The sequence below is a fragment of the Limnohabitans sp. TEGF003 genome, from assembly GCF_055395455.1.
This window is the reverse complement of the sequence record NZ_AP029225.1, coordinates 2576856-2601537: the sequence shown is the minus strand read 5'-3', so window position 1 is coordinate 2601537 and position 24682 is coordinate 2576856. Positions and strand designations below refer to the sequence as shown.

At 56.9% G+C, this 24682-nt stretch carries 16 protein-coding genes; 13 read left to right on the top strand and 3 right to left on the bottom strand.

Annotated features, from left to right (window positions below):
* Nucleotides 1-3 precede the first annotated feature (3 nt).
* From ACZ5RT_RS12320 to ACZ5RT_RS12275, 10 genes are all read left to right on the top strand, one after another.
* Nucleotides 4-681 carry a DUF4391 domain-containing protein gene (locus ACZ5RT_RS12320; protein WP_464452656.1) on the top strand — a complete coding sequence of 226 codons (678 nt, stop codon included), beginning with the start codon at nt 4-6 and terminating at the stop codon, nt 679-681.
* A gap of 29 nt (nt 682-710) precedes the next feature.
* A complete protein-coding gene (locus ACZ5RT_RS12315) occupies nt 711-2663 on the top strand; it encodes a site-specific DNA-methyltransferase (RefSeq protein WP_464452655.1) in 1953 nt (650 codons plus the stop codon).
* A gap of 11 nt (nt 2664-2674) precedes the next feature.
* Nucleotides 2675-4333 (top strand): RNA-binding domain-containing protein, encoded by a 1659-nt coding sequence (locus tag ACZ5RT_RS12310; RefSeq protein ID WP_464452654.1) that lies wholly within the window; start codon nt 2675-2677, stop codon nt 4331-4333.
* Between the two features lie 194 nt (nt 4334-4527).
* Nucleotides 4528-7623 carry a type III restriction-modification system endonuclease gene (locus ACZ5RT_RS12305; RefSeq protein ID WP_464452653.1) on the top strand — a complete coding sequence of 1032 codons (3096 nt, stop codon included), beginning with the start codon at nt 4528-4530 and terminating at the stop codon, nt 7621-7623.
* A gap of 26 nt (nt 7624-7649) precedes the next feature.
* Complete coding sequence (locus ACZ5RT_RS12300; protein ID WP_464452652.1) at nt 7650-9056, top strand: hypothetical protein; 1407 nt, start codon at nt 7650-7652, stop codon at nt 9054-9056.
* A complete protein-coding gene (locus tag ACZ5RT_RS12295; protein ID WP_464452651.1) occupies nt 9046-9729 on the top strand; it encodes an OmpA/MotB family protein in 684 nt (227 codons plus the stop codon). Before ACZ5RT_RS12300 ends, ACZ5RT_RS12295 begins: the two co-directional genes overlap by 11 nt.
* Entirely contained in the window at nt 9730-10353 is a 624-nt protein-coding gene (locus tag ACZ5RT_RS12290; protein ID WP_464452650.1) for a hypothetical protein, read from the top strand.
* A 147-nt stretch (nt 10354-10500) separates the two neighbouring features.
* Nucleotides 10501-11037: a hypothetical protein gene (locus ACZ5RT_RS12285; protein WP_464452649.1), complete on the top strand. Its 537-nt coding sequence runs from the start codon at nt 10501-10503 to the stop codon at nt 11035-11037.
* Complete coding sequence (locus ACZ5RT_RS12280) at nt 11034-11603, top strand: hypothetical protein (protein WP_464452648.1); 570 nt, start codon at nt 11034-11036, stop codon at nt 11601-11603. Before ACZ5RT_RS12285 ends, ACZ5RT_RS12280 begins: the two co-directional genes overlap by 4 nt.
* Before the next feature lie 71 nt (nt 11604-11674).
* On the top strand, nt 11675-12217 hold the full coding sequence (locus ACZ5RT_RS12275; RefSeq protein ID WP_464452647.1) for a macro domain-containing protein: 543 nt from the start codon (nt 11675-11677) through the stop codon (nt 12215-12217).
* Here ACZ5RT_RS12275 and ACZ5RT_RS12270 read toward each other — a convergent pair.
* The 3 genes from ACZ5RT_RS12270 to ACZ5RT_RS12260 all read right to left on the bottom strand — a co-directional run bounded on the left by ACZ5RT_RS12270 (nt 12203) and on the right by ACZ5RT_RS12260 (nt 14635).
* Nucleotides 12203-13165, bottom strand: a complete 963-nt coding sequence (locus tag ACZ5RT_RS12270) for a helix-turn-helix transcriptional regulator (RefSeq protein ID WP_464452646.1) — start codon at nt 13163-13165, stop codon at nt 12203-12205. The genes ACZ5RT_RS12275 and ACZ5RT_RS12270 overlap by 15 nt on opposite strands.
* 69 nt (nt 13166-13234) lie before the next feature.
* Nucleotides 13235-13906, bottom strand: a complete 672-nt coding sequence (locus tag ACZ5RT_RS12265; RefSeq protein WP_464452645.1) for a hypothetical protein — start codon at nt 13904-13906, stop codon at nt 13235-13237.
* A gap of 3 nt (nt 13907-13909) precedes the next feature.
* Nucleotides 13910-14635, bottom strand: a complete 726-nt coding sequence (locus ACZ5RT_RS12260; RefSeq protein ID WP_464452644.1) for a hypothetical protein — start codon at nt 14633-14635, stop codon at nt 13910-13912.
* 225 nt (nt 14636-14860) lie between these two features.
* Here ACZ5RT_RS12260 and recC point away from each other — a divergent pair, with 225 nt between their 5' ends.
* The 3 genes from recC to recD are packed head-to-tail and all read left to right on the top strand — an operon-like array spanning nt 14861 to nt 24362.
* Nucleotides 14861-18595, top strand: coding sequence for an exodeoxyribonuclease V subunit gamma (gene recC / locus ACZ5RT_RS12255; protein ID WP_464452643.1), 3735 nt, complete (start codon nt 14861-14863; stop codon nt 18593-18595).
* Nucleotides 18592-22245, top strand: a complete 3654-nt coding sequence (gene recB / locus ACZ5RT_RS12250; protein ID WP_464452642.1) for an exodeoxyribonuclease V subunit beta — start codon at nt 18592-18594, stop codon at nt 22243-22245. Before recC ends, recB begins: the two co-directional genes overlap by 4 nt.
* Nucleotides 22242-24362 (top strand): exodeoxyribonuclease V subunit alpha, encoded by a 2121-nt coding sequence (gene recD, locus ACZ5RT_RS12245; RefSeq protein WP_464452641.1) that lies wholly within the window; start codon nt 22242-22244, stop codon nt 24360-24362. Before recB ends, recD begins: the two co-directional genes overlap by 4 nt.
* The last annotated feature ends 320 nt before the right edge of the window (nt 24363-24682 follow it).

Sequence of the window (24682 nt, the reverse complement as noted above, 5' to 3'; positions counted from 1 at the left end):
AGCATGAGCGAGCCCTCCCAAAACGCCTTGTTCAGCTACCCGCCCCAAGCGGCATTTGGGCGAACCTTGCCCAAAAACAAACTCTACGAAAAAGCGGGTGCCAACACCCGCCTGAAAGACCTGTTTGTGGCCCAAGTGGAACAAATTGTTTGGCAATACAAACTGGCCCCCGAAACCATCAACCTGCCTGCCAAACCCGGCGTGCCCGAGGTGCAAGTATTCAGCATAGACCTCAAAGTGCCCGAGCTTCACCTGGATGTGCTGCGTTGCATCGATGGTGCGGTGCAATATTCCATCATTTTTGAGCTTTGCTTTGAAGGGCGCGTGCAACCCATTGCCTGCCACAAGCGCCCCAGCGCGGCCGATGCCAGTCAATGGGTGTGCAGCGACTACTTTGCTGGCAACTGGCAGCCAGCCGATGCAGCGCGTACCCCACTGCCAATGGCGTTGGACCTGGCCGCTTTGTACGAAAGCCTGTTACGCCACCTCATCAGTTTGCCCGCACGCCCGCAAGAAAAGCTGGCCGACCAAGTGCAACGAATGGGTAAGCTTGCAGCTTTGGAACGTGCCGTAGATAAAACACAGGCCCAACTGGCCAAAGAAAAACAATTCAACCGCAAGGTGGGCATCAATGCCCAATTGCGACAACTCAAAACCGAACTTCAAGAACTGAGTCGCTGAGCCACAAGCCAGCGCCTGAAAGCAGCACCATGGACAAACTGAAAATGCATTCGCCCGACCTGACGCAAGAAAATATTGCGCGTATTCAATCGCTGTTTCCAAACTGCGTGACAGAGGCCAAGGGGGAGGATGGCAGCGTGAAGCTTGCAGTTGACTTTGACCAGTTGCGACAAGAGTTGTCGGGATCTATTGTGGAAGGACCGCAAGAGCGCTACCAATTGAACTGGCCTGGTAAACGCGAGGCTTTGTTGACAGCTAACGCGCCGATCGCCAAAACCCTGCGTCCATGCCGTGATGAGAGTGTGGACTTTGACAGCACAAAGAACCTGTTTATTGAGGGCGACAACCTTGATGCATTAAAACTGTTGCAGGAGACCTATCTTGGTAAGGTGAAGTTGATTTACATCGATCCACCTTACAACACAGGAACAGATCTGATTTATGAGGATGATTTTTCAGAGAACACCGAATCTTATCTAGTTAAGTCAAATCAAATAGACGATGAGAAACGAAGACTGACTTTAAATTCCGAAGCAAAAGGCCGATTTCATTCTGATTGGTTAACAATGATTTATCAAAGGCTACGACTTGCTCGTACGCTTTTAAGTGAAGATGGTATTTTATTCATATCTATTGATGAAAATGAAGTCGTCAATCTTAGAAAAGTTTGTGACGAAATATTCGGGGAAAGCAACGCAATATCGCCATTTATTTGGTCCCTCCCAAGAGGAATCAATGCTGGTCATATATCTAGAGCGCATGAATATGTTATTGGCTATGCGAAGGATAAGTCTAGCCTCCCATTATTCAATAAGTTAGGTGATGGAGAGTTCTCTATTGATCGCTGTAATAAAAAAGTTGATCGACGTCACCCTGCATCTGATATATCTTTTCGTGCTGGCATACGATATGAAGGACCAGACAAGGTAATTACTGGTGCAATCGAAGGCTCTGAGCGGATAGAGATTCAAGGCCAACTTGAATTCAAAAACGGGGCTTTGGCGAAAGATGTGACATTGTCAGCTGGTTGGACTATGAAGAACATGATCCAAGACTGGTTAGATGGGAAAAAGGTATACGACACCAAGGGTCAGGAAATTGTTGAATTTTTCTTTAAAGATAACGGGAAACTTTATTCCAAAAAGAAAGTTGCATTTGAATCTCCGAAATCGATTTTATCTGATGTTCCAGATACACAAACTGCACGACTACAAATTGCCGAGTTGTTGGGTAGCCAAGATGTTTTTTCATACCCAAAGCCGTCTGCATTAATTGAGCGGTTTATTCGATTGAGTACCGAGCCTGATGACATTGTTTTAGATTTCTTTTCTGGCTCAGGTACTGCAGCTCAAGCAGTATTTGACGTAAATCTTTCCGATAAAAACTCAAGGCGAAAATTTATCTTGGTTCAATGGCCGGAAGAATTGGATGTGAGTAATGAAGATCATCAAGCGGCCATTGACTTCTGTAAGTCAATTAATCGCCCCTGCAACATTGCAGAAATATCCAAAGAACGAGTGAGGCGTGCTGGTAAAAAAATTTTCCAGGCTAATCCAAAGAACGTCCTTGATGTGGGATTCAGAGTTTTAAAAATCGACACATCCAACATGGCCGATGTCTACTACGCCCCCGACGCGTTAGACAAAGCCAAGTTCGACATGTTCGTCGACAACATCAAGCCGGACCGTACAGCCGAAGACTTGCTGTTTCAAGTCATGCTCGATTGGGGTGTTGACTTGGCGCTGCCCATTGGTAAAGAAACGATCCAAGGCAAAGAAGTGTTCTTTGTCGATGGCAATGTCTTGGCCGCATGCTTTGACGCCAGCGGCGGGGTGGACGAAGACTTTGTCAAAGCCTTGGCCAAGCACCAGCCCATGCGCGTGGTGTTCCGCGATGCGGGCTTCAAAGACAGCGCGGTCAAGATCAATGTGGAGCAGATCTTCAAGCAGCTTTCACCTTCGACCGAAGTCAAGTGCCTCTGACAGGAGCAGCCATGGACCAAGCCGCGTTAAGCGCTTTGCTCAATGAACTTGTGGCCACCTGGGAGAACGAGGTGGTGGAGTTCAAGCAGGCGGGCAATGACTACGACACCGACAAGATCGGTGAGTATTTCTCTGCCTTGGCCAACGAGGCCAATTTGCGGGGTGTAGATCGAGCTTGGCTGGTGTTTGGTGTGAGCGACAAAACCCGCAGTGTGGTGGGCTCCGATTACCGGCCGCAACCCGAGCGCTTGCAAAGCCTGAAGAGCCAGATTGCCGACAGCACAGAGCCAAGCATCACCTTGCGCAACATCCATGTGTTGCAGCACGCGGCTGGCCGTGTGGTGCTGATGGAGGTGCCGCCAGCACCCCGGGGCATGCCCATCGCCTGGAAGGGCCACTACTACGCCCGTGCGGGTGAAAGCCGCACATCCTTGGGTCTGGACAAGCTCGATGAAATCCGCCAGCAAACGCTGCTGACGGATTGGACGGCGCAACTGGTGCCGGGTGCCACCTTGGCGCATTTGGATGAATCCGCTTTGCAGTTGGCACGCAGCGCGTTTGCCAAAAAGTACGCCAACCGTTTTTCTGCCGAAGAGGTGATGGCCTGGCCTGTCGCCGCGTTTTTAGAGCGTGCACACTTGTTGCGCGATGGCCAGATCACGCGGGGCACCTTGCTGTTGTTGGGCAAATCAACCTCAGCGCACTTGCTCTCGCCACACCCCGCGCAACTGACCTGGAAGCTGGAAGGGCCAGAGCGTGCCTATGAGCATTTTGGCTTGCCGTTTTTGGTAGCCACCAGTGAGCTGTATCAGCGCATTCGCAATGTCCAGATTCGCATCCTGCCCGACAACGTGTTGATTCCGGTGGAGGTGTCCAAGTACGACAGGCGGGTTGTGCTGGAGGCCTTGCACAACTGCATAGCGCACCAGGACTACAGCCGCTGTGGCCGCATTGTGGTGACCGAAACCCCTGCCACCTTGGTGTTTGAGAACGAGGGGCAGTTTTTTGATGGCCAGCCCGACGACTACATTGCGGGCAATAAAACGCCCCGGCGTTATCGCAACCCGTTTTTGGCCCAGGCCATGGCCGAACTGAACATGATCGACACCATGGGTTACGGTATTCACTGGATGCACCGTGAGCAAGCCCGGCGTTATTTCCCCATGCCCGACTACGACCTGAGCGAAACAGGGGTGGTGCGCATGACGGTGTATGGCAGCGTGGTGGACTTGGCGTACAGCCGCCTCTTGATCCAGAAGACAGATTTGCCTTTGGCCGATGTGTTGGCCTTGGACCGGGTGCAGAAAAAGCTGCCCATTCCCGAAAGCGCTGTAGCGCGACTCAAGCGCAGTGGCTTGATTGAGGGACGCAAACCCCATTTCCATGTGTCAGCCGCAGTGGCTGGCGTGACGGCGGGCAAGGTGGATTACATCCACACCCGCGCTCAAGACGACGAGTTTTACGCCAAGTTGCTGATGGACTACCTTGGTAAGTTTGGGCAAGCGACCCGCAAAGAGATCAACCAGCTCTTGCTTGCCAAGCTGAGTGTTGCGCTGACGGCAGAGCAAAAAGAGGACAAGGTCGGCAATTTGTTGACCAAGCTGCGACGCCGGGGGCTCATTCTTAACACGGGTTCACGCGGCAGCCCTGTGTGGCGGCTTGCAGAATGAATGCAGAAAGAAATTGAAAATATTTCTATAAAAATCAATGACTTATGGCTTTCTGCAATCATTTTTAAACGAAATTTGCAGAGAAATTGCAGAGAAGAAATCAACTTTGTGGAGCCTGAAACAGCTTTTGGGCTCCGCAAAACAGTTTGTGGAGTTTGCAGACTCCACAAATACAGGCAAAAGGTAATCGCGCAATGAAGATCAAGTTCAAAACCCAGGCCTACCAGTCGGCCGCTGTGCAAGCGGTGGTGGACTGCTTTGTTGGCCAGGCCCCCGCGCATGGCGGTGTGCGCTACCGGCTCGACCCCGGCGCAGGTCGGCCCACGCCCAGCAGCCCGCAGGGTGCTTTGGCCCTGGAGGACGCACCTGCAGCCGAAAGCCAAGAGGCCGCTTTTCGCAACGGCGATATCACGCTGACCCCGGACCAGTTGCTGGGCAACATTCAGAAGGTGCAGCGCCTGCAAAACCTGCCCGTGTCCCCCCGTTTGGTGAGCACTAAGGTGTGCGGGGTGAACCTGGACATCGAGATGGAAACCGGCACGGGCAAGACCTATTGCTACATCAAGACGATGTTTGACCTGCACGAGGCCTATGGCTGGAGCAAGTTCATCGTCGTGGTGCCCAGCATTGCCATTCGTGAAGGGGTGACCAAGTCGCTGCAGATCATGGCCGACCACTTTTTGGAGACCTACAAAAAGAAGGCCCGTTTCTTCACCTACAACTCCAAGCAGTTGCACCACCTGGAGAGCTTTTCGAGTGACGCGGGCATCAATGTGATGGTGATCAACGTGCAGGCGTTCAATGCAACAGGCAAGGATGCTCGTCGCATTTACGAAGAACTGGACGACTTTCAGAGCCGCCGACCGATTAATGTGATCAGCGCCAACAGGCCGATCCTGATTCTGGACGAGCCGCAAAAAATGGAAGGCGGTAAAACGCTGGATTCGCTGGTCAATTTCAAGCCGCTGATGGTGCTGCGCTACTCGGCCACCCACAAAACCACGCACAACAAAATCCACCGCCTCGACGCGCTGGATGCCTATAACCAGAAACTGGTCAAGAAGATTGACGTGCGCGGCATCGCGGTCAAAGGGTTGGCGGGCACCAATGCGTATTTGTTTTTGCAGTCCATCGACATTTCCACCACCAAGCCGCCCGTGGCCAGGGTGGAGCTGGAGATCAAACAGGCCAATGGCGACATCAAGCCCGTGCCGCGCAAACTGGGCAAGGGCGACAACTTGTTTGATCTGTCCAACGGGCTCAACCAGTACCAGGGCTATGTGGTGGCCGACATCAATGCCAACACCGACACGCTGAGCTTTACTAACGGCGTGGAGCTGTCGGTGGGCGAGGCCATCGGCGATGTAAACGAGGCGGCTTTGCGCCGCATTCAGATCCGTGAGGCGATCAAGGCGCATTTTGAAAAAGAACAAGAGCTGCACAAAGACGGCATCAAGGTGCTGACACTGTTCTTCATTGACGAAGTGGCCAAGTACCGCGATTACAGCCAAACCGATGAAAAGGGCGAATACGCCCGCGTGTTTGAAGAGGAATACCAGCTGCACCTGAACGAGGTGCTGGATTTGGTTGAGACACCGTACACGCAGTACGTCAAAGGCATCGCAGCGGACAAGACGCACAGCGGTTACTTTTCTATCGACAAAAAAAGCAAGCGGCTGGTGGACCCCGATGTGGAAAAGCGTGGCGAGAACGCGGGCCTGTCGAGCGACGTGGATGCGTATGACTTGATTCTTAAAAACAAGGAGCGCTTGCTGTCGTTGGCCGAGCCTGTGCGTTTCATCTTTTCGCATTCAGCATTGCGCGAAGGCTGGGACAACCCCAATGTGTTTGTGATCTGCACGCTCAAGCACAGCGACAACACGATTTCGCGCCGTCAAGAAGTGGGCCGTGGCCTGCGCCTGTGTGTAAACCAAAACGGTGATCGCGTGGATCACCCAGCTATCGTCCACGATGTGAACGTGCTGACGGTGGTTGCGAGCGAGAGCTACAAAAACTTCGTCGCGGCGCTGCAAAAGGACATCAGCGATTCCTTGTCTGAGCGGCCCAAGGTGGCCGATAAGGCGTACTTTGTGGGCAAGGTCCTGCAGACGCCAACCGGCCCCGTGACCTTGACCGACGAACAAGCCACTGACATTGAGTTTTACTTGATCCAAAACGGCTACGTCGACAAGAAACGCAACATCACCGAGAAGTACCACCAGGCCAAAGCCGACGGCAGCTTGACCCCATTACCCGACGACTTGCTGCCTATGGCCGAGCAAGTCATCAAGTTGGTGGATTCGGTATTCAGCGAAGGCCAGATGATGCAGCCTGCCGACGGTCGCAAAGCCAAAAAGCTGCTGCCCAACGCCAACTTTGATAAGCAAGAGTTCAAGGCGCTGTGGGACCGAATCAACCGCAAAGCAGCGTACAGCGTGCACTTTGATTCGGCAGAACTGGTGCAAAAAGCCATTGCAGCTATCAACGACAAAGATGGGAAGGTTGGCCTGCGAGTGACGCCACTGCAATACACGATTCAGCGTGGTGAGCAGGTCGAGCAGATTACTGCCGATGGTTTGCAAAACGGTAACGCTTTTGTGCTAAAGGCGACCGAGGTGGAAACCAATAAGATATCAATCCACTCGGCTGTGAAGTACGACTTGATTGGTGAATTAGCAGAGGGAACGGTTTTGACCCGCCGGACCATTGCAGAGATTCTGAAGGGCATCAATGCAGCGGTATTTGCGCAGTACAAGACCAACCCCGAGAGCTTTATTGCAGAAGCCATTCGAGTGATCAACGAGCAAAAAGCTACGGTGATCATTGAACACCTGGCGTACGACACCGTGGAAGACAAGTTTGATTTGGACATTTTCACCGCTGGCCAAACCAAGCAAGACTTGAGCAACGCGGGCAACAAGCTGGAGCGTCACATTTACGACTACGTGCTGACCGACTCCAACATCGAGCGCAAGTTTGTGCAAGAGCTGGACACCAGCAAAGACGTGGTGGTCTACGCCAAACTGCCAAGAGGGTTTTTGATCCCCACGCCCGTAGGCGACTACAACCCCGACTGGGCCATCTCGTTCAAAGAGGGCAGCATCAAGCATGTTTACTTTGTGGCAGAGACCAAGGGCTCCATGTCCACAATGGACCTGCGGCCAATAGAAGCCACCAAGATCGAGTGCGCACGCAAGTTCTTTGCTGAAGTGAATAAAAAATTCGCTCCTGAGAATGTCAAATACGATGTGGTTGATACCTTCGGAAAACTGATGCAGCTAGTCAAATGACGACAACATTTAAAAATGGAGAATAAATGATAAAGACTCTAATTTCAGGTTTCGCACTATTTTTAATATCATCTACAGCGCTTGCTGCAGGTGGTTGGACGGCTCTTCTGAGCGATGGTCACACCCTGTTTTTTGTTGGCATCAACGTGTTCTTAACTTTCTATTTTGTAAAGATAAGATTTGATCGATTTGCTGTAGTTCATGGCCCTGAAATATTAACTACTCTGGGTATTTTTGGATGCTTTGTTGGAATTGCATTGGCATTGCTAGACTTCGACACAAATGATGTTCAAAATAGTGTGCCTAACTTGCTAGAGGGTGTAAAAACTGCTTTTTGGGCTTCTGTCTCAGGTGTTTTCGGCTCATTAGTAATTCGTGCACGCCATAAGTTTCAGAAAACTCCAATTGAGCAAGCACCAGGGACGCCAAAAAGCTCATCTTTAGATGATGTAGTCGTTGCTTTACAAGGACTAAAAACAAGCCTTACTGGTCAAGATCAGGATACATTAATATCACAGTTGAAAATGTTGCGGCAAGATCAAAGTGATAGCTTTAAGTCTATGCGTGAGTCATTGGATAATTTTGCTAAGCAATTGGCCGAGCAAAGTTCAAAGACTTTAGTTGAGGCTCTTCGTGACGTTATACGAGATTTCAACCAAAAATTAAGTGAGCAGTTTGGTGAGAATTTCAAGCAACTTAATTTGGCGGTTGGTGATTTGTTAAAGTGGCAAAATCAATATAAAGATCATTTGGAAAAGCTTCAGGAAGTTCAAAATGTAGGTGCTAAAAACTTACAAGATGCATCACAAAATCTCTTGGTTATTGTTAATGCGACCAAAGAATTCGGTACAGCAGCTGCACAAGTTTATCAATTGAGTAAATTATTGGCTGAACAAGCTGAAAAGATAGATTCTTCCCAGAAAAGTCTTGCTGATATTCTTGGTGGTCTAAAAGACACTGCACCTAAATTTGAAGCGCACTTCAAGCAAATGACAACTCAAATCAGTGAGGGTATTAAGGCGGTTCAGGGAGAAATGAGTTCAGTTAGTAGGGCATTTGCTGAGCAATCAAAACATAATTTGGAGCAAGTGGGGCGACAGCTTGACGTTACGGTTGCAGATTTTGGTTCAAAAGCTAGGACTACTAATGAAAGTCTTGCTCGACAACTTAGCAATAGTCTTGAAGAAAATCAAAAAACAGTTAATTTGAATCTTGCGGAAAGTGTCAAGAAGGTACAAGACGGTGTTTCAAAGTTAGAGAGCAGTCTTGAAAATGAGCTTAACCGAAGTCTTCAGGCTTTGGGCAATCAATTAGCTTCATTGTCAACCAAATTTGTTGCGGATTACACGCCGCTAACCGATAAATTAAGAGAAGTTGTGAGACTTGCCGATATGGTTGCATCTCAACAAAAGGATCGCAGCCATGGAAACTGAGAGCAATCAGTCACATTGGATTCCCTTAGCAGACCTGATGACAGGGTTGATGATGGTTTTCATGCTTTTGACGGCAGCTTTTATGTTGCGCGTTGAGCAAACAACCACTCTCGTAGTCAAGGAGTATGAAAAGTCCAAAAGTAATTTGCAACAGGCTCTGCAAAAAGAATTTAAGGACGATATAAAGCAGTGGAATGCTGATTTGCTTGGAGACATGACTATACGTTTTAATGATCCTGAGGTTCTATTTGCAACTGGTAGTTCTGTATTGACCGATAAATATAAAATTGTATTGACTGATTTTTTTCCTAGGTATATTAAATTGCTTAATAGCACCGAATTCCAGGGTGTTATTAAGGAAATACGCATTGAAGGGCATACTAGTTCCTTCTGGAGTGCAAATAGCACTCGTCAATCTGCATACTTTAATAATATGAAGCTTTCGCAGGATCGTACCAGATCAACGCTTGAGTATTTACTGGTTATGCCTGAGCTTAAATCAGATACTGATTGGATTATTAAAAAAGTTACTGCTAATGGATTGTCTTCATCAGTCCCATTTGATCCGGTCGATGTAAATTCCGCTAAAAATCAGCGTGTTGAATTTAGGATTGTTACTAATTCTGATGAGCGAATGGGGCAAATAGCACAAAAAATAACAAGTGGAAAATAAATGAAAATATTTGATTTCGCACTTGATGCTAGCTTAAATGATCTTCGCATGGAGCTCTCGTCTGCTCCCTTGATTGATCATTTTCGCGACCCATTCGTGCCTAAGATTGTTATTAAAATTGATCTTAAACCAGTGGCGCCCAGCAAACCCATAGATCTTGCATCGCCATCGCCTCAACCTGTTATGCCGCCAGCAAGAGTATCTAGTGGTAGTGCTCCGCCTCCTTCAATGACAGTTCAAACTGATGTTGATTTTGATGATGTTGAAGTCGTTTATGACGGTACCTTGCGCTATAAAGGTCAACGAGTAATTTTCTATATATACGATGTTATTAGTTACCAAAATGAAGTTAAACTTCCACGTTATCATATTGCAGATTGTGCTACTCGTCAGGCCATGCGTACACTTGATAGAAGTAGTAGATTTATAACCTCAAATCGTCAAGATGGGTTATTTCCTGTTCGCATTAATGGTAGACAAATTTCTAGTCAAAAACTTTTGGTTTGTCAACATTGCTTGCGATTAATTAATTGGAATGGTTTTGGAATGCACATGACAGTTGAGGAGAGAATGGCTGCAGTTTCAGGTTTTGTATTGAAAGATTACTTTTCTAAATATAAATAACCCACAAATAATTTTTAATTTCTCCTGAAGGCGTCATATAAATTAATAATTTTTAAAATATAAATGCCCTTGAATTTAATATCAATTTATATTTAATTTAATTTAAATTCACTTGCGGCTTCTAATTTGATTGGCAAGGCTCACGTAGTGAGCCTTTGGTTTTTGACAATTACGATGGAGGTCAAAATGACAGCACAAATCTCAGAAAAGCTGATATTTGAGGGCCAAAAGGTCCCTTTGTTGACCAACCCTTTGAACAACTACTTCAGCCTGGGGGGCCGCGACCCGGGTTTTGAGTCAACATCCACGGCCCTTTGGCGTGGCTACGTGGGCACATGGGAAATCCTGAATGACCGCATGTACCTTGTCGCGCTACATGGTTCCTTGAAATCGGGCGAAGATGCGGACCTGGAGAGCGTTTTCCCAGGCTTCGCGCATCGCGTCTTCGCCCATTGGTTTTCCGGCACGTTGCGCATTCCCCAGGGTAAGCGTCTCGAATACGTGCACATGGGCTACGCCAGCATCTATGAGCGCGATGTTTTGTTGACCTTGCAAAACGGCGTGGTCGTCAAGCAAGAGATTCGCCACAACGGCGTGGGTGACGAGGACGCGCCAGAGGGCTACAGCATCGGTGGAATGACGACCCGGCCATCGCGCAAAGCTAACCATGGAGATGATCAATGATCTGGCTGTGGCTTTATTTGGGTCTTGGCCTGGTTTTTGGTTTGGGGGTGTATGTCCAGAATGCTCGGCGGCCCAAGTCTGATATGAGCCAACTTTTGGCAAGTATGCGCGGTACTCAAAGCAAAACGGATCAAATTCTGGAAAAAGTGGTGGCTCCAGCTCTGGGTTCAATTCTTGTTGTGACGGCTTGGCCTGCTGTGATCTGGTTCATCTACAAAGAGCGAAGAAATGAAAAGCGTGAGGCCAAGCGCCGAAGTGACGCGGTGTTCCGGGTACGCCCTGAAGATCTCATTGGCCAGACAACGATTGCAGAAGTCGAGGCTTCCAGCTTTGTCAAAGACCCTTTGAATGCCGTTCCTGATTTGCCCTTTGGGCACTTGAATGCTGCTTGGACAGACTTTGTGTCCAAAAGGCCTGCTGATGCAGTGCTTTGGTCGTTTGCTTGCGATTGGACATCAGAGTGGGGCACACAGTTCAGCCGCAGGGGCTATGTGTGGGTTTTGGAGGGAGCCTTGAGCCCTTGGATGCTGACGCAGGACGATGCCATGGAAGATGTCCATGATTGACAACGAATTGGTGAGGCTCATGTCTTGAGCCTTTGAAGGCTCAAGATTCGCTTCTCCAAAGGAGCAAAAATATGAAGATCGAAGTCGTCGTCGGCAACATCGTCAAGCAACCCGACATGGAGGCGGTGGTCAACAGTGCCAATGCCAATTTGCGTTTGGGCTCGGGTGTGGCTGGCGCCATCCATACCGCCGCAGGCCCCAAGCTGGAAGAGTATTGCAAGCCTTTCGCACCCTTGGCTTTTGGTGCTTACCTGGTCACGCCGGGGTTCAAGCTGCCCAACCTGTGGGTGATCCATGTGCGGGCGGCTTCGTACACCAACCACGATGATGCACCCCAAATTTTGGAGCAGGCCATAGAAGCTGCTCTCAAAGCAGCCCACCAGAATGACATTCGAGCCTTGGCGTTGCCCGCCATTGGCACAGGCGTGTTCGCTTTCCCGCCTGAGTTGGCGGCAGAGATCACCGCCAAGGTGTTTTGTGCCGCATCAGCGCTGGCGCCGCACCTGCAGTGCATTCGGGTGTGCGTGGCCAGTGAATTTTTGCGTGATGTCTATGTGGCTGCCCTGGAGGCCCAAGGTCTGAGCGTCGCGCAGGCTGCGTCAGCGCCCGTATAACTGCCCCATCTTTTGAATTTCAGCCTGCACTTGTTCGCGCAAGCGGGATGGGGCAAGCACTTCCACATCGGCCCCAAAGCGCAAGATGTCGCCAAGCAGCTCTCTTTCATCGGCATAGGGCACCACAAGTTCGTAGCGTCCATCGGCCAAGCGCACACTTTTTTGCTCGGGGTGCCAGATTTCGTGCTCAACCCATGCGGCTCGTGCTTTCGAAAACCGCAGTTGTGCCCAGGCTTTGGGGGTGCCACCAAAAATACCGTAGCCGCCATCGAGCTGCTGGCGCATGGCGATCAGGTCAATGTCTTTGCTGGCTTTGTCGAGCAGGGTGGCCCGGGTAATCGCGTCTACAGAAAAGCTGCGCAAGCCACCACGCAGGTGGCACCAGGCGTCCACGTACCAGTTGTCCCGGTAGTGCACCAGTTGTTGGGGCGAAATGTCCCGCAGCACGGTTTCTCCGTTTTGGCGGTTGATGTGCTCGACCTGAACTTGCTTGCGCTCCAGCGTCGCTTTAGCCAGGGTCTCAAAGCTGGTCAGGGGCAGGCGGCGTTTGCCCGCATGGACTGCGCGGACCCGCTGGGTCAGGGTGGCGGCATCCAGCCCTTGGCTGGCCAGCATGTCGTCCAGGCGCTTTTGAAACGGTTTGAGCTTGGGGCCGAGTAAGCCGGGTTCGAGCTGCACGATCATGCTTTGGATGGTCATGAGGGCCAGCATTTCGTCCTGACTGAACCACATGCCCGGCAGTTCGGTGCTTTCTGTTTGTTCAAGCCGGTAGCCGCCCAGGTCCCGGTCGAACACGATGGGGGTGTGCAACTGGTCACGCAGCTTGGCGATGTCCCGCTTGAAGGTGGCCAGCGAGATTTCGAGCTTGTTGAGGATGTCTTCTCGGCTCATGACTCGGCGTGAGCTGAGCAAGGTCTTGTATTGGTAGAGTCGGTCGATTTCAGACATGGTGGGCTCAAAAACGGCGGGTCAGTGTATCCCCATGTGCCAAGTCCTCAGGGCAACCCTCGCGCCGTGTCATTGGCTGCACAAAAGGCTGACTTGCGTGAAGCCATCTTCGGCCGCGTAGCGGCATTCACCTTCAACGCGGTAGTCCATGGCGATCTTGCCTTGGCGGTTGATGTAGAAGGTCACGTCATTGGAGCCGCAATTGCTTTTTTGGCAGCCTCCACCCACCAGAACTTCAGGGGTCTGGTAAGCAAACGGTGAGCACACGTCCAGGCGGTCTTCCGTCAGCTGGGTCAGCTCTGCATTGAGTTTGTTCCAGTAGAGTTTTGCGAAGGCATCACGTGCGCCGGGATCGTCGCCAGTGGGCATGTAATTGAAGCAATATTTGCCTTTGAGTTTTCCCATCAGCTCGGCCACGTCCGATGCAGGCACTTCTGATGTGGATTCGCTCGTTTGCGTGGCCTCTTGAACGCTGGCTTCGGGTTCTTCATCCGCGCCCCACAAAGCGGGAAGGCTTGACCGAAGCTCTGCGGTCCAAGGCGATTGGAATTGCCCCTGACTCAAGGGGATCAGGAATGCAGAGGCGGCAAGACCGATGAGCCCGAACAGAGCCGTGGCCACCCAGGTCGAGGAGGCGTTGCGCAGGGTGCCTGTTGGCTCGGCGGTCAGCTGCAGGGTGTGGCCGACTTTTTCATCCAGAGACAGGGTGGGGGCTTTGCGCGGTGTGTTGTGTTCCAGCATGGCTCAGTCGGCTTTCTTGTGCGCGTCCAGCAGTGCAATGATGATGGCGGCGATTTCGGCCAGACGCTCCTCGCTGATTTCCTGCCCTTCGATGACCGAACGCTTCAAACGCAAGGCGTAGTCATCTCCGGTCATTTCGGTGAAACCAATGCTGCGCTCGCGTCCTAGGACAAAGATCAAAACAGCGACCACAACACCTGCCAGGGTCAGACCAATCACGGCCCCGGTGCTGCCCGCTTCGGCGGCAGCGTAGGCACCCGCCAGAAAAACCAGAAGCCAGGTCAACGCTTTCAGCCAAGGGCGAACCACACCAAAAAACACGGAGCTGACGGAGTGGATGGGCAAGATGACACGCTCGAAACCAGAAAAACTGGCGGCCATGTATTCCACCTTGTCATGACGAACACGCATCTCGAGCGTGGGGTCAATCTTGAGCAGCGCAAATAACCAAGCGATCAGGCCACTTTGTCGGCCGATGATTTCGACGTAAACACCGTCATCACGTGGGCTGGGGCTGACAAAGAACTTTTTAACGACCAAGGCCCCGCTTTTGTTAGCAACGAGGTTGCCTGCCAGCAGAACAACGAGGACAACGGCGATGACGATGAGCCAATGCCAAATGCTGAATGAATCCATGGTGACTCCTGAAAAACGAAATGAGAAAAAAGCGGGGATGCGAATCGGTTTAAGAATAGCAGAGCGATTATCGATTTTGTAAAGGATGGGCATGTTCAAGAACTTTTAGCCCTGTTCGCAGGTCGGGCAAGGTTGCCCCCAAAGCCCGTGCCCAAAGGTGTGGATAAGTCCATGAATAACTGTGCCGGGGCGCATCCTGACTGGCTTGGATGGATGTGCTTAAAAAATCAGCAGTCACAGGCTCGCGCCTTGAGCCTGCGTGGGGCTAGATTGCGGCTATTCTTGACGCTTTCGTTCTCCGCTCCTTTTCCCGCCTGCATGCCCATTCCTGCCATTTCGCCCGGCTTCATCGCCCTGCACAGCCACCGCTCCGAGGTGCTGGCCGACACCCTCACGGCTTGGCTGCGTGCGCACCCGTTGCTGCCGCTCGAGAGCGAAGTGGTGCTGGTGCAGAGCAACGGCATGGCCGAGTGGATCAAGATCGAGCTGGCCCGCCAAGGTGGGGTGTGCGCGGCCACGCGGGTGGAGCTGCCTTCGCGCTTTTTGTGGCGCACCTACCGGCAGGTGCTGGGCACGCAGAACGTGCCACCCGACTCACCGCTCGACAAGCTGCCCATGACCTGGCGGTTAATGGCTTTGCTGCCCGGCTGCCTGAGTGATCCCGTGTTCCAACCCGTGGCGGGTTTCTTGAGAGGCGACGAGCCCGACCGCCTGCTGCAACTGGCCAGCCGACTGGCCGACCTGTTTGACCAGTACCAGATTTACCGCCCCGACTGGCTGCAGGACTGGGCCGCCGGGCGCAACGTGCTGCGCAAAGCCGCTGGGCATGATGAACTGGGCGATGACCAGCTTTGGCAGGCCGAACTGTGGCGGCGCGTGCTCGACACTTTGGATGACAGCCAGCGCCAAGCCACACGCCCCGCGCTGCATGCGCGGGCGCTGGCGCACCTGCAGTCGGGCCAGCCGCTGGCCAGCCCCGTGGCGCGGCGCGTGTCGGTGTTTGGCATGAGTCACATGCCGGGGCAGCTGCTGGAGATGCTGGCAGCGCTGGCCGCGCACAGCCAGGTGCTGCTGGCCGTGCCCAACCCGTGCCAGTACCACTGGGGCGACATCATCGATGGCCGCGAATGGTTGCAGGCCGAGCGGCGACGTCACGCTTATCGGGGCGAGGCGCTGGCCACTTTGCCGCTGGCGCAGATGCACCTGCACGCGCCCACGCTGCTGGCCGCATGGGGGCGGCAAGGGCGCGACTTCATCCGCCAGCTCGACGCCTTTGACGACCTGCAGGCGGCCCAGCAAGTCACGCAGTGGCCGCGCCTGGACTTTTTTGACGATGTGCCTGGCGAAGACGGCACGCGTTTGCTCGCGCAGCTGCAGCGCCGCATCCGCGACCTGGAGCCGTCCAGCTCGGGCACCCCGGCGGTGCCGCTGCGCGAGGGCGACCGCTCGGTCACCTTCAGCGTGGCCCACAGCCCGGTGCGTGAACTCGAAGTGCTGCACGACCAGTTGCTGCAGTGGTTCCACACGCCGCCGGGCGATCAACCACTGTCGCCGCGCGATGTGGTGGTCATGGTGCCCGACATCGAAGTCATGGCCCCGGCGATCCGCGCCGTGTTTGGTCAATACAAGCGCAGCGATGCGCGTTTCATCCCGTTTGACATTGCCGACCTGGGTGCGCAGGCCATCAGTCCGTTGATCCATGCGGTCGAATGGTTGCTGGCCCTGCCGCAGCAGCGCAGCCGCATGAGCGAGCTGGTCGAGTTGCTTGAAGTGCCCGCGCTCGCTGCCCGCTTTGGCCTGAAGGACGAACAACTGCCCACGCTCACGCGCTGGATGGCGGGCTCGGGCATCCGCTGGGGCCTGTCGGCCGAGCACCGTGCGGGCTTGGGGCTGGGCGTGTGCGGCGACGACAACTCGGCGCTGTTTGGCGTGCAGCGCATGCTCATGGGTTATGCCTGCGGGGCCGACCCGGTGAACGATGGCGTTTCATTGGGCGTGTCGCCTTACCCGGAAGTAGGTGGGCTGGACGCCGAGCTGGCCGGGTCGCTGGCGCACCTGCTGCAGGCCTTGATTGACTGGTGGAAAACCTGCACACAAAGCGCCACGCCCGTGCAGTGGGCCGAGCGCTGTCGCGCCATGCTGGCGGACCTGTTCAAGCCGCGAGACGACAACGACCGCAATGCGCTGGCGGCGCTCGACCAGGCGCTCAGCGACTGGGTGCGCGCCTGCGACGAAGCGGGTTTTGCCGAGGCTGTGCCGCTGGCCGTGGCCCGATCGGCCTGGCTTGAAGCTTTGAAGGCGCCCCGACTGGAGCAGCGCTTTCGCGCTGGCGGCGTGACGTTTTGCACGCTCATGCCGATGCGGGCGATCCCGTTCAAGGCGGTGTGCCTGCTGGGCATGAACGACGGCGATTACCCACGCCGCAGCCCGCGTGCCGACTTTGACCTGATGGGCCTGCCCGGCATGACGCGCCCCGGCGACCGCTCGCGCCGCGACGACGACCGCCAACTCATGCTCGAAGCGCTCTTGTCAGCGCGGCAGGTGCTGTACGTGAGCTGGAGCGGCCGCAGCGTGCGCAACAACAGCGAGCAACCGCCCTCGGTGCTGGTGTCTCAGCTGCGTGACGAGATCGACTTGCTCTGGGGCAAAGACACCGCTATGAACTTGACCACGGTGCACCCGCTGCAACCCTTCAGCCGCGCTTATTTTGAAGCGGGCAGTGGGCTGCAGACCTATGCCAAGGAGTGGCGGGCGGCGCAAATGGATCTTCAGCGGGAGGCCACCCCTGCAGCAGAGTGCTCCTCTGCTTTGGCCTCATCAGACATTCGCGAGCAGGGGCTCGCTCCCACAGAAAACGCAGCCAGTGCCTTGGGTGGGAGGTCGCCCCTGCGGCCGAATGCATGCGGACCCGATGCAGATATTCACGAGCAGGGGCTCGCTCCCACAGAAAACGCAGCCAGTGCCTTGGGTGGGAGGTTGCCCCTGCGGCCGAATGCTTGCGGACCCGAAGCAGATATTCACGAGCAGGGGCTCGCTCCCACAGGGTATGCAGGCTTGTTGCCGGTATTGGAGTCCGCCAACGGCGTGCCCGTCATCACCTTGCTGCAACTGGCCCGCTTCCTGCGCAAACCTGTGGGTGCGTTTTTCAGAGAGCGGCTGCAGGTGCATTTGGATGACGAACGCAGCGAGCTTCACGACGAAGAACTGTTTGGCCTGGGCGGGCTGGACTTGTACCAGTTGCTCGACCATGAACTGCAGCACGTGCCCTCGGATTTGAGTGCAGACGAACTGCCCCGCCATGCGGCGCGTGTGGTGCAGCACTTGCGTGAGGCCGGGGCTTTGCCGCTGGCGGGGGTGGGCACGCTCGAAGCGCAAAAGCTCACCCACATCCTGCAGACCCAGCTGGCCGCCGCATGGCGCGAGCGCGCGGATTACCCCAAAGCGGCCGAGCGCGTGCTGCTTGACCAGACGCATCCGCAGGTGGGCTTGCAGGATGCGCTGGGCGGCGTGCTGGCGGGTGAGGGCGGGCAAATGCTTTTGAGTTTGCGTGCCAACGACGTGGCGGACCTGAAGCCCAAAACACCTTTGGCCAGACCCGAAAAACTCATCGACATCTGGCTGCAGTCGCTGGCCGCTGCGGCCATGGACCAACCATGCAAGTGCGTGGTGGTGGGCCGCAACGCCGTGGTGCGTGTGCCCCCGCAAGACCCGCAGGCTGCTCGCGCCCAGTTGCAGACCCTGCTGGCCACCTGGGCCGAGGGCATGCGCTGGCCGCTGCCCCTGCCACCAGGCGTGGCCTTGCAGTGGCTCAAGGACCCGGACAACCTCAACGCGCTGGCCGATGCCTATGAGGGCAGCGAGTTCAAAAGCGCAGAAAAAGACAAAGACCCTGCGCTGGCCCGCACCTACCCGACGGTGGAGGACTTGCTGGCCACGGGCGCACTCGATCGGCTGGCGCAGGCGGTGTACGCGCCGCTCAAGGCTTGGGCTGCGGAGGCTGAAGTCGAGGTCTTGCCAGATGCGTCTGAAGACGACGAAGGGGAAGACGCATGAGCACCGCACACGCCCTCAACCCCCACAGCTTTCCGCTGCGCGGCAGCCACCTGATCGAGGCGAGCGCAGGCACGGGCAAGACCTGGACGATTGCCGCCCTGTATGTGCGACTGGTGCTGGGCCATGGCGATGCGGGCAGCGCACCCGTGCGCCCCATGCTGCCGCAAGACGTGCTGGTGATGACCTTCACCCGCGCCGCCACGCGTGAGCTGTCAGACCGCATCCGCGCCCGCCTGACCGAGGCGGCGCAGGTATTCCGGGGCATCGCTGAAACGGACGATCCTTTTCTGAAGCAGCTTTGCAGCGAATACCCCAAAGGCGAGCCCCGCGAACAGGCAGCGTACCGACTGGCGCTGGCCGCGCAGGCCATGGACGATGCGGCCGTCTACACCATCGACGCCTGGTGCCAGCGCATGCTGCGCGAGCACGCCTTTGACAGCGGCAGCCTGTTTGAAGAGCAGCTGGTCGGCGACGAAGCCGCGCTGCGGCTGGAGGCCGTGCAGGACTACTGGCGTCAGCAGCTCTACCCCATGGCCACACCGCTGGTGGCACAGGTGCAGCGCGTCTGGCGCGACGTGCCCGCGCTCGACCAGGACATGCGTGCGCTGATGGCGGTGCCGCTGGCTGACCCTGCGCCCGGCACGCTGGCGCAGGTCTTCGGCGCGGCGCTGGCCGAGCGTGATGCGCAACTGGCGGCGCTCAAGCAGGGGTGGGTTGAAAAGGCCGACAACTTGCTGGGATGGATTGAGGGGCAACTGGCGCACCACAAGTCCAGCTGGGACGGCCGTAAGCTGAGTTACAAAAATTGTGCGGCTTGGTTGGAGGTGCTCAAAGCCTGGGCCCAAGGCCCGGAAGACGGCAAGGTCTTGCAAACCACCATGAAAACTGGCTGGGACCGTTTCACACCACAGGGTTTGCTGGCTTGCCGCAAACCCGGCGAAGCCCACGTGGACTTGCCGCCCGAATCGCAAGCCTATGCCGATCTGCAAACGGCTTTGTTGGCCTTGCCCGACCCCGCGCAGGCCGCCCGCCTGCACGCCCGCACCCATGTGCTGCAGCGCATGGCCGAGCTCAAGCGGCGCAGCGGTCTGTTCGGTTTTGCCGACATGCTCCAGCGCCTCGATGTGGCGCTGGCCGACCCCGAATCGGGCGAGCGCCTGGCGCAGCGCCTGCGCGAGCAGTTCCCGGTGGCGATGATCGACGAATTTCAGGACACCTCGCCGCTGCAGTTCCGCATCTTTGACCGCATCTACCGCACGGCCGAGAACCGGCAAGACGCTGCGCTGCTGCTGATCGGGGACCCCAAGCAATCGATCTACGGTTTTCGTGGGGCTGACATCCACAGCTATCTGGCCGCACGCAGCGCCACCACAGGCCGCCACCATGTGCTGGCCACCAATTACCGCTCGACAAAAGCAGTGGTCGATGTGGTCAACCGCTGGTTTGAAATCCCCAAAGACGCCTTTGGCTATCAGCGTGGCGATGAAGATCCGCTGCCTTTCCAGCCCGTCAAAGCCAAGGGCCGCAGTGAAGTGTTCACCACCCGCGAAGGCGTTGTGCAGGCCATGACCGTGGTGCATGACGCCACACTGCGCAGTGCACGCGACGCATTGGCGCATCTGTCAGCCCTGTGCGCCGAGCAGATCGTGGCCTGGCTGAGCGATCCGCAGGCTCGCTTTGCCACGCCCGACAAGGGCGACCAGCCGCTGCAACCCAAAGACATCGCTGTGCTGGTGCGCACAGGCAAAGAGGCCGCGGCCGTGCGCGACGCCTTGCGTGCGCGGGGCGTGGCCTCGGTGTACCTGTCCGACCGCGACTCGGTGTTTGCCAGCGACGAAGCCCGCGACCTGTGCCTGTGGCTGCGCGGCGTGGCCGAGCCGCAAGACATGCGCCGCGTGCGCGCCGCTTTGGGCACGCGCACGGTGGGCCTGTCGCTCGCCGAGCTGTACGACCTGGCCACGCAAGATGAGTTGCTGGACCAACGCGCCGAGCAGATGCGCGAGTTGCGCATGGTCTGGCAAGGGCAGGGCGTGCTGGCCATGCTGCGCCAGTCGCTGCATGTGCTGCAACTGGCCGGGCGCTGGCGCGGCCAGAGCGACGGCGAACGCCGCCTGACGAATGTGCTGCACTTGGCTGAACTGCTGCAGACCGCCAGCAGCCAACTCGACGGCGAGCAGGCCCTGATCCGCTGGCTGGCCCAGCAGATCGACGAGGTGAACGCGGGCGGCGCTGGAGACAGCGAAGAGCAGACCGTGCGCCTGGAGAGCGACGAAGACCTGGTCAAGGTCATCACCATCCACGCCAGCAAAGGCCTGGAGTACCCGGTGGTGTGCCTGCCCTTTGCGCACAGCCACCGCATGCTGGAAGCCCACAAAACCCCGGTGCTGCAACTGGACGACGGGGAGGGCGAGCGGGTCTGGACGCTGGACTTTGACAAAGACGACACAAAGCTCGCAGACCACGACCGCCTGCGCGAAGACCTGCGCCTGTGGTACGTGGCGCTCACGCGGGCGCGGCATGCGCTGTGGGTCGGCTGGAGCCCGGTCAATCGGCAGGGTGGAAAGTCATGTGTGAACCACCAGAGCGCGGCAGGCCATTTGCTGGGTGGCGGTTTGGAATTCGAGGCCGCCGACTGGTTGCCCAAGCTGCAAGCGCTGGAAAAAGATGCAGATGAGCAGCGCTTGTCGGTGCAACTGGTGAGCGCGAGCGAAGAAGTGCCACTGACTGTCTGGCAGCGGCCTGCCCACACCAGCGAACTGCGTGACGCGCTGAGCTGCACCGCCCGCATCGACAAGTCGTGGACGATCGCGAGCTTCTCACGCCTGACGCGTGACCTGGCTTCGCAAACGGTGTTGCACATGGCCACGCCGCGTCCCGCCGACGACGAGCCGCCCGTGGACGCGCAGGCGCTGCCCGAACAGGCTGGCCCACAAGCCCCCTGGCACCGCTTTGCCAAAGGCCCGAGCGCAGGCAACTTTTTGCACGACCAGCTCGAATGGCTGGCTGCCGATGGTTTCTTGCTCGACGCACCCAAGGCCGAGCGCCTGAAAAAGCGCTGCGACAACGCAGGCTACAAAGCCCAAGCCGATGATGTGGTGCAGTGGCTCACCCGTGTGGTGGCGCAGCCCCTGCGGGGACCAGGCAGCCCGCTCAATGCGCTGGGCACCTTGCTGCCCGAGATGGAGTTCTGGCTGCCCGCCGAGCGGCTGCATGCCCGCGAGGTGGATGCGCTGTGCCAGCAGCACCTGCTGCCTGGCGTGAGCCGCCCCCAACTGCCCGACGCGCAGCTGCACGGCATGCTGATGGGCTTTGCCGATCTGGTGTTCGAGCACGAAGGCCGTTACTGGGTGCTCGACTACAAATCCAACCACCTGGGCGCAGACGACGCCGCCTACACGCCGCAGGCTCTGGCCGAGGCCATGGCCCACCACCGCTATGAGGTGCAGGCCGCGCTCTACATGCTGGCGCTGCACCGTCTGCTGCGCGCCCGCCTGGGCGAGGCTTACGATCCGGTGCAGCAACTGGGCGGCGCGGTGTACCTGTTCTTGCGTGGCATCGACGGGCCTGCGGGCGGCTGCTGCACTTTGCCTGCGCCGATCGAATTGCTCGATGGCCTGGACGCCATGCTGAGCGCCGAGGTGAAAGCATGAGTTTCAAAAAGTCCTCCCGCACGGTGTCTGTTCCCGTCACTCAAATGGACTGGCTCAACGACTTGCCCGCCCAAGGCTTGAGCGCTGCGCAAACGCTGCAATGGCTGCAGCTGTGGACCGAGCAGGGTTTGCTGCGCCACATCGACAGCGCGCTTGCAGCCCAACTGCTGCGGCTCGATGCGCAGGCCAGCCCTGCGCTGCTGGTGGCGGCGGCCATGCTTGCGCAAATGGAAGGACGCGGCCACACCTGCCTGCCCTTGGCTGACCTGTCCGCGCCCCCTGTGGCCTTGCTGGGCTGGCCCACCATGGCGGTGGACGGGCCGCAAGGCTTGCGAGCGCTTTGGGCGCACCTGCCCGCCACGCTGCCCGATTGGCAAGCCGCTCTGCAAGGGGCGACATCCTCCAAGGCCTGCATGCGCCACAGCGATGCGCCCGACCAGGGCCAACCTCTCGTGCTGGGCGGCAGCGCTGATGCACCGCTCTTGTACCTGCGCCGTTATGCGGGCTATGAAAAGCGTGTGGGCCAAGGCCTGCTGCAACGGGCCAGCGAACCGCTGCCCGTGCCCGAGGCGGCGGCACGCCGCTGGCTGGACTGCTTTTTTGCGCCCAGCGCTCAGGTTGTAGACACCGACTGGCAAAAAGTGGCCTGTGCCGTGGCGCTGCGTGCGCGTCTGTCGGTCATCACCGGTGGGCCGGGCACGGGCAAGACCTACACCGCTGCACGTTTGCTGGCACTGCTGCTGGCACTGCACGAGGAGGGCAGCCCGCTGCGTGTGGCATTGGCTGCACCCACCGGCAAGGCGGCGGCGCGGCTCAAGCAATCCATCGACAACGCACTCACCAGTCTGCAAGATCAAGTACCAGAAGGCAGCGGCCTCGACTTGAACACGCTGATCGCCCGCATGGGACCGGCCCGTACTTTGCACTCTCTGCTGGGCGCGCGCCCCGACACGCGCCAGTTCAGGCACCACGCGGCCCATCCGCTCGATGTGGACGTGCTGATCGTGGACGAAGCTTCGATGGTGCATTTGGAAATGATGGACGCGCTGCTGCAGGCGCTGCCCCCCAAGGCGCGGCTGGTGCTGCTGGGTGACAAGGACCAGCTGGCCTCGGTGGAGGCGGGGGCGGTGCTGGGCGATTTGTGCCGTGATGCTGCCGCAGGCCGCTACAGCGCAGGCACCGCGCAGTTCGTGCAGACCGTGGCAGGGCAGACCTTGCCTGCCGAGTACCTATCTGGGGGCGCTGCGCCCTTGCTGGCACAGCAAACTGTGATGCTGCGCCAAAGCCGCCGATTCAAAGGCGCCATCGGCCAATTGGCCCTGGCCGTGAATCGGGGTGACGCTGATGCCGCCCGTGCCACTCTCTTGTCTTCTGTGGGAGCGAGCCCCCGCTCGCGAAAGCCCGCCGAAGACCCATACCACAACGAACCCAGCGCTCTGGTAGCGCTGCAGCCCTCCACACCCCAAGCCGTCTGCGCATTGGCCTTGGGCACCCAAGACAAACCCTCCTACGCCGACTACCTGCGCCTAATGCAGCAGGTTTCGAGCGGGCAAGACGCCGAAATCCATGCCAATTGGGTGCGCAGCGTGCTCAAGGCTTTCGAGCGTTTTCGCATTCTGTGTGCGGTGCATCAGGGCGACTGGGGCACCCAAGAACTCAATGCCGCTGTGCAAAAAGCCTTGTCTGACGACGGTCTGCTGAAAGTCACGGGCGAATGGTTTGCCGGGCGTCCGGTCATGGTCACCCGCAACGACGCGCAGCTGGGCGTTTTCAACGGCGATGTGGGCGTGGTGCTGCCCAACACCGAGGGCAAGCTCAAGGTCTGGTTCCTGGATGGCGAGGCCTTGCGCTCGGTCAGCGTGATGCGCCTGCCCCATGTCGAAACCGCTTTTGTGATGACCGTGCACAAGAGCCAGGGCTCTGAGTTCGAGCACACCGTGCTGGTGCTGCCGCCCGGTGGTGCCGAAGTCTTGAGCCGGGAGTTGGTCTACACGGGCATCACGCGGGCGCGTGAGCAATTCACCTTGATCGAAGCCGAAGCGGGCTTGCTGGAGGGCGCCATCCACCGCCCCAGCGTGCGGGCCAGTGGCCTGGTGCAGTGGTGGACGCTGGTCTGAGTGGGCGCGAGCCTCTGCTCGCGAATGGCCACATCGCCACCTCACACATTCGGCCGCAGGGGCGGCCTCCCACAAAACACCGCGCTTCATCTGTCGTGGGAGCGAGCCCCTGCTCGCGAATGGCCACATCGCCACCTCACACAATCGGCCGCAGGGGCGGCCTCCCACAAAACACCGCGCTTCATCTGTGGTGGGAGCGAGCCCCTGCTCGCGAATGGCCACATCGCCACCTCACACATTCGGCCGCAGGGGCAGCCTCCCACAAAACGCCGCGCTTCATCTGTTGTGGGAGCGAGCCCCTGCTCGCGAATGGTGGCATG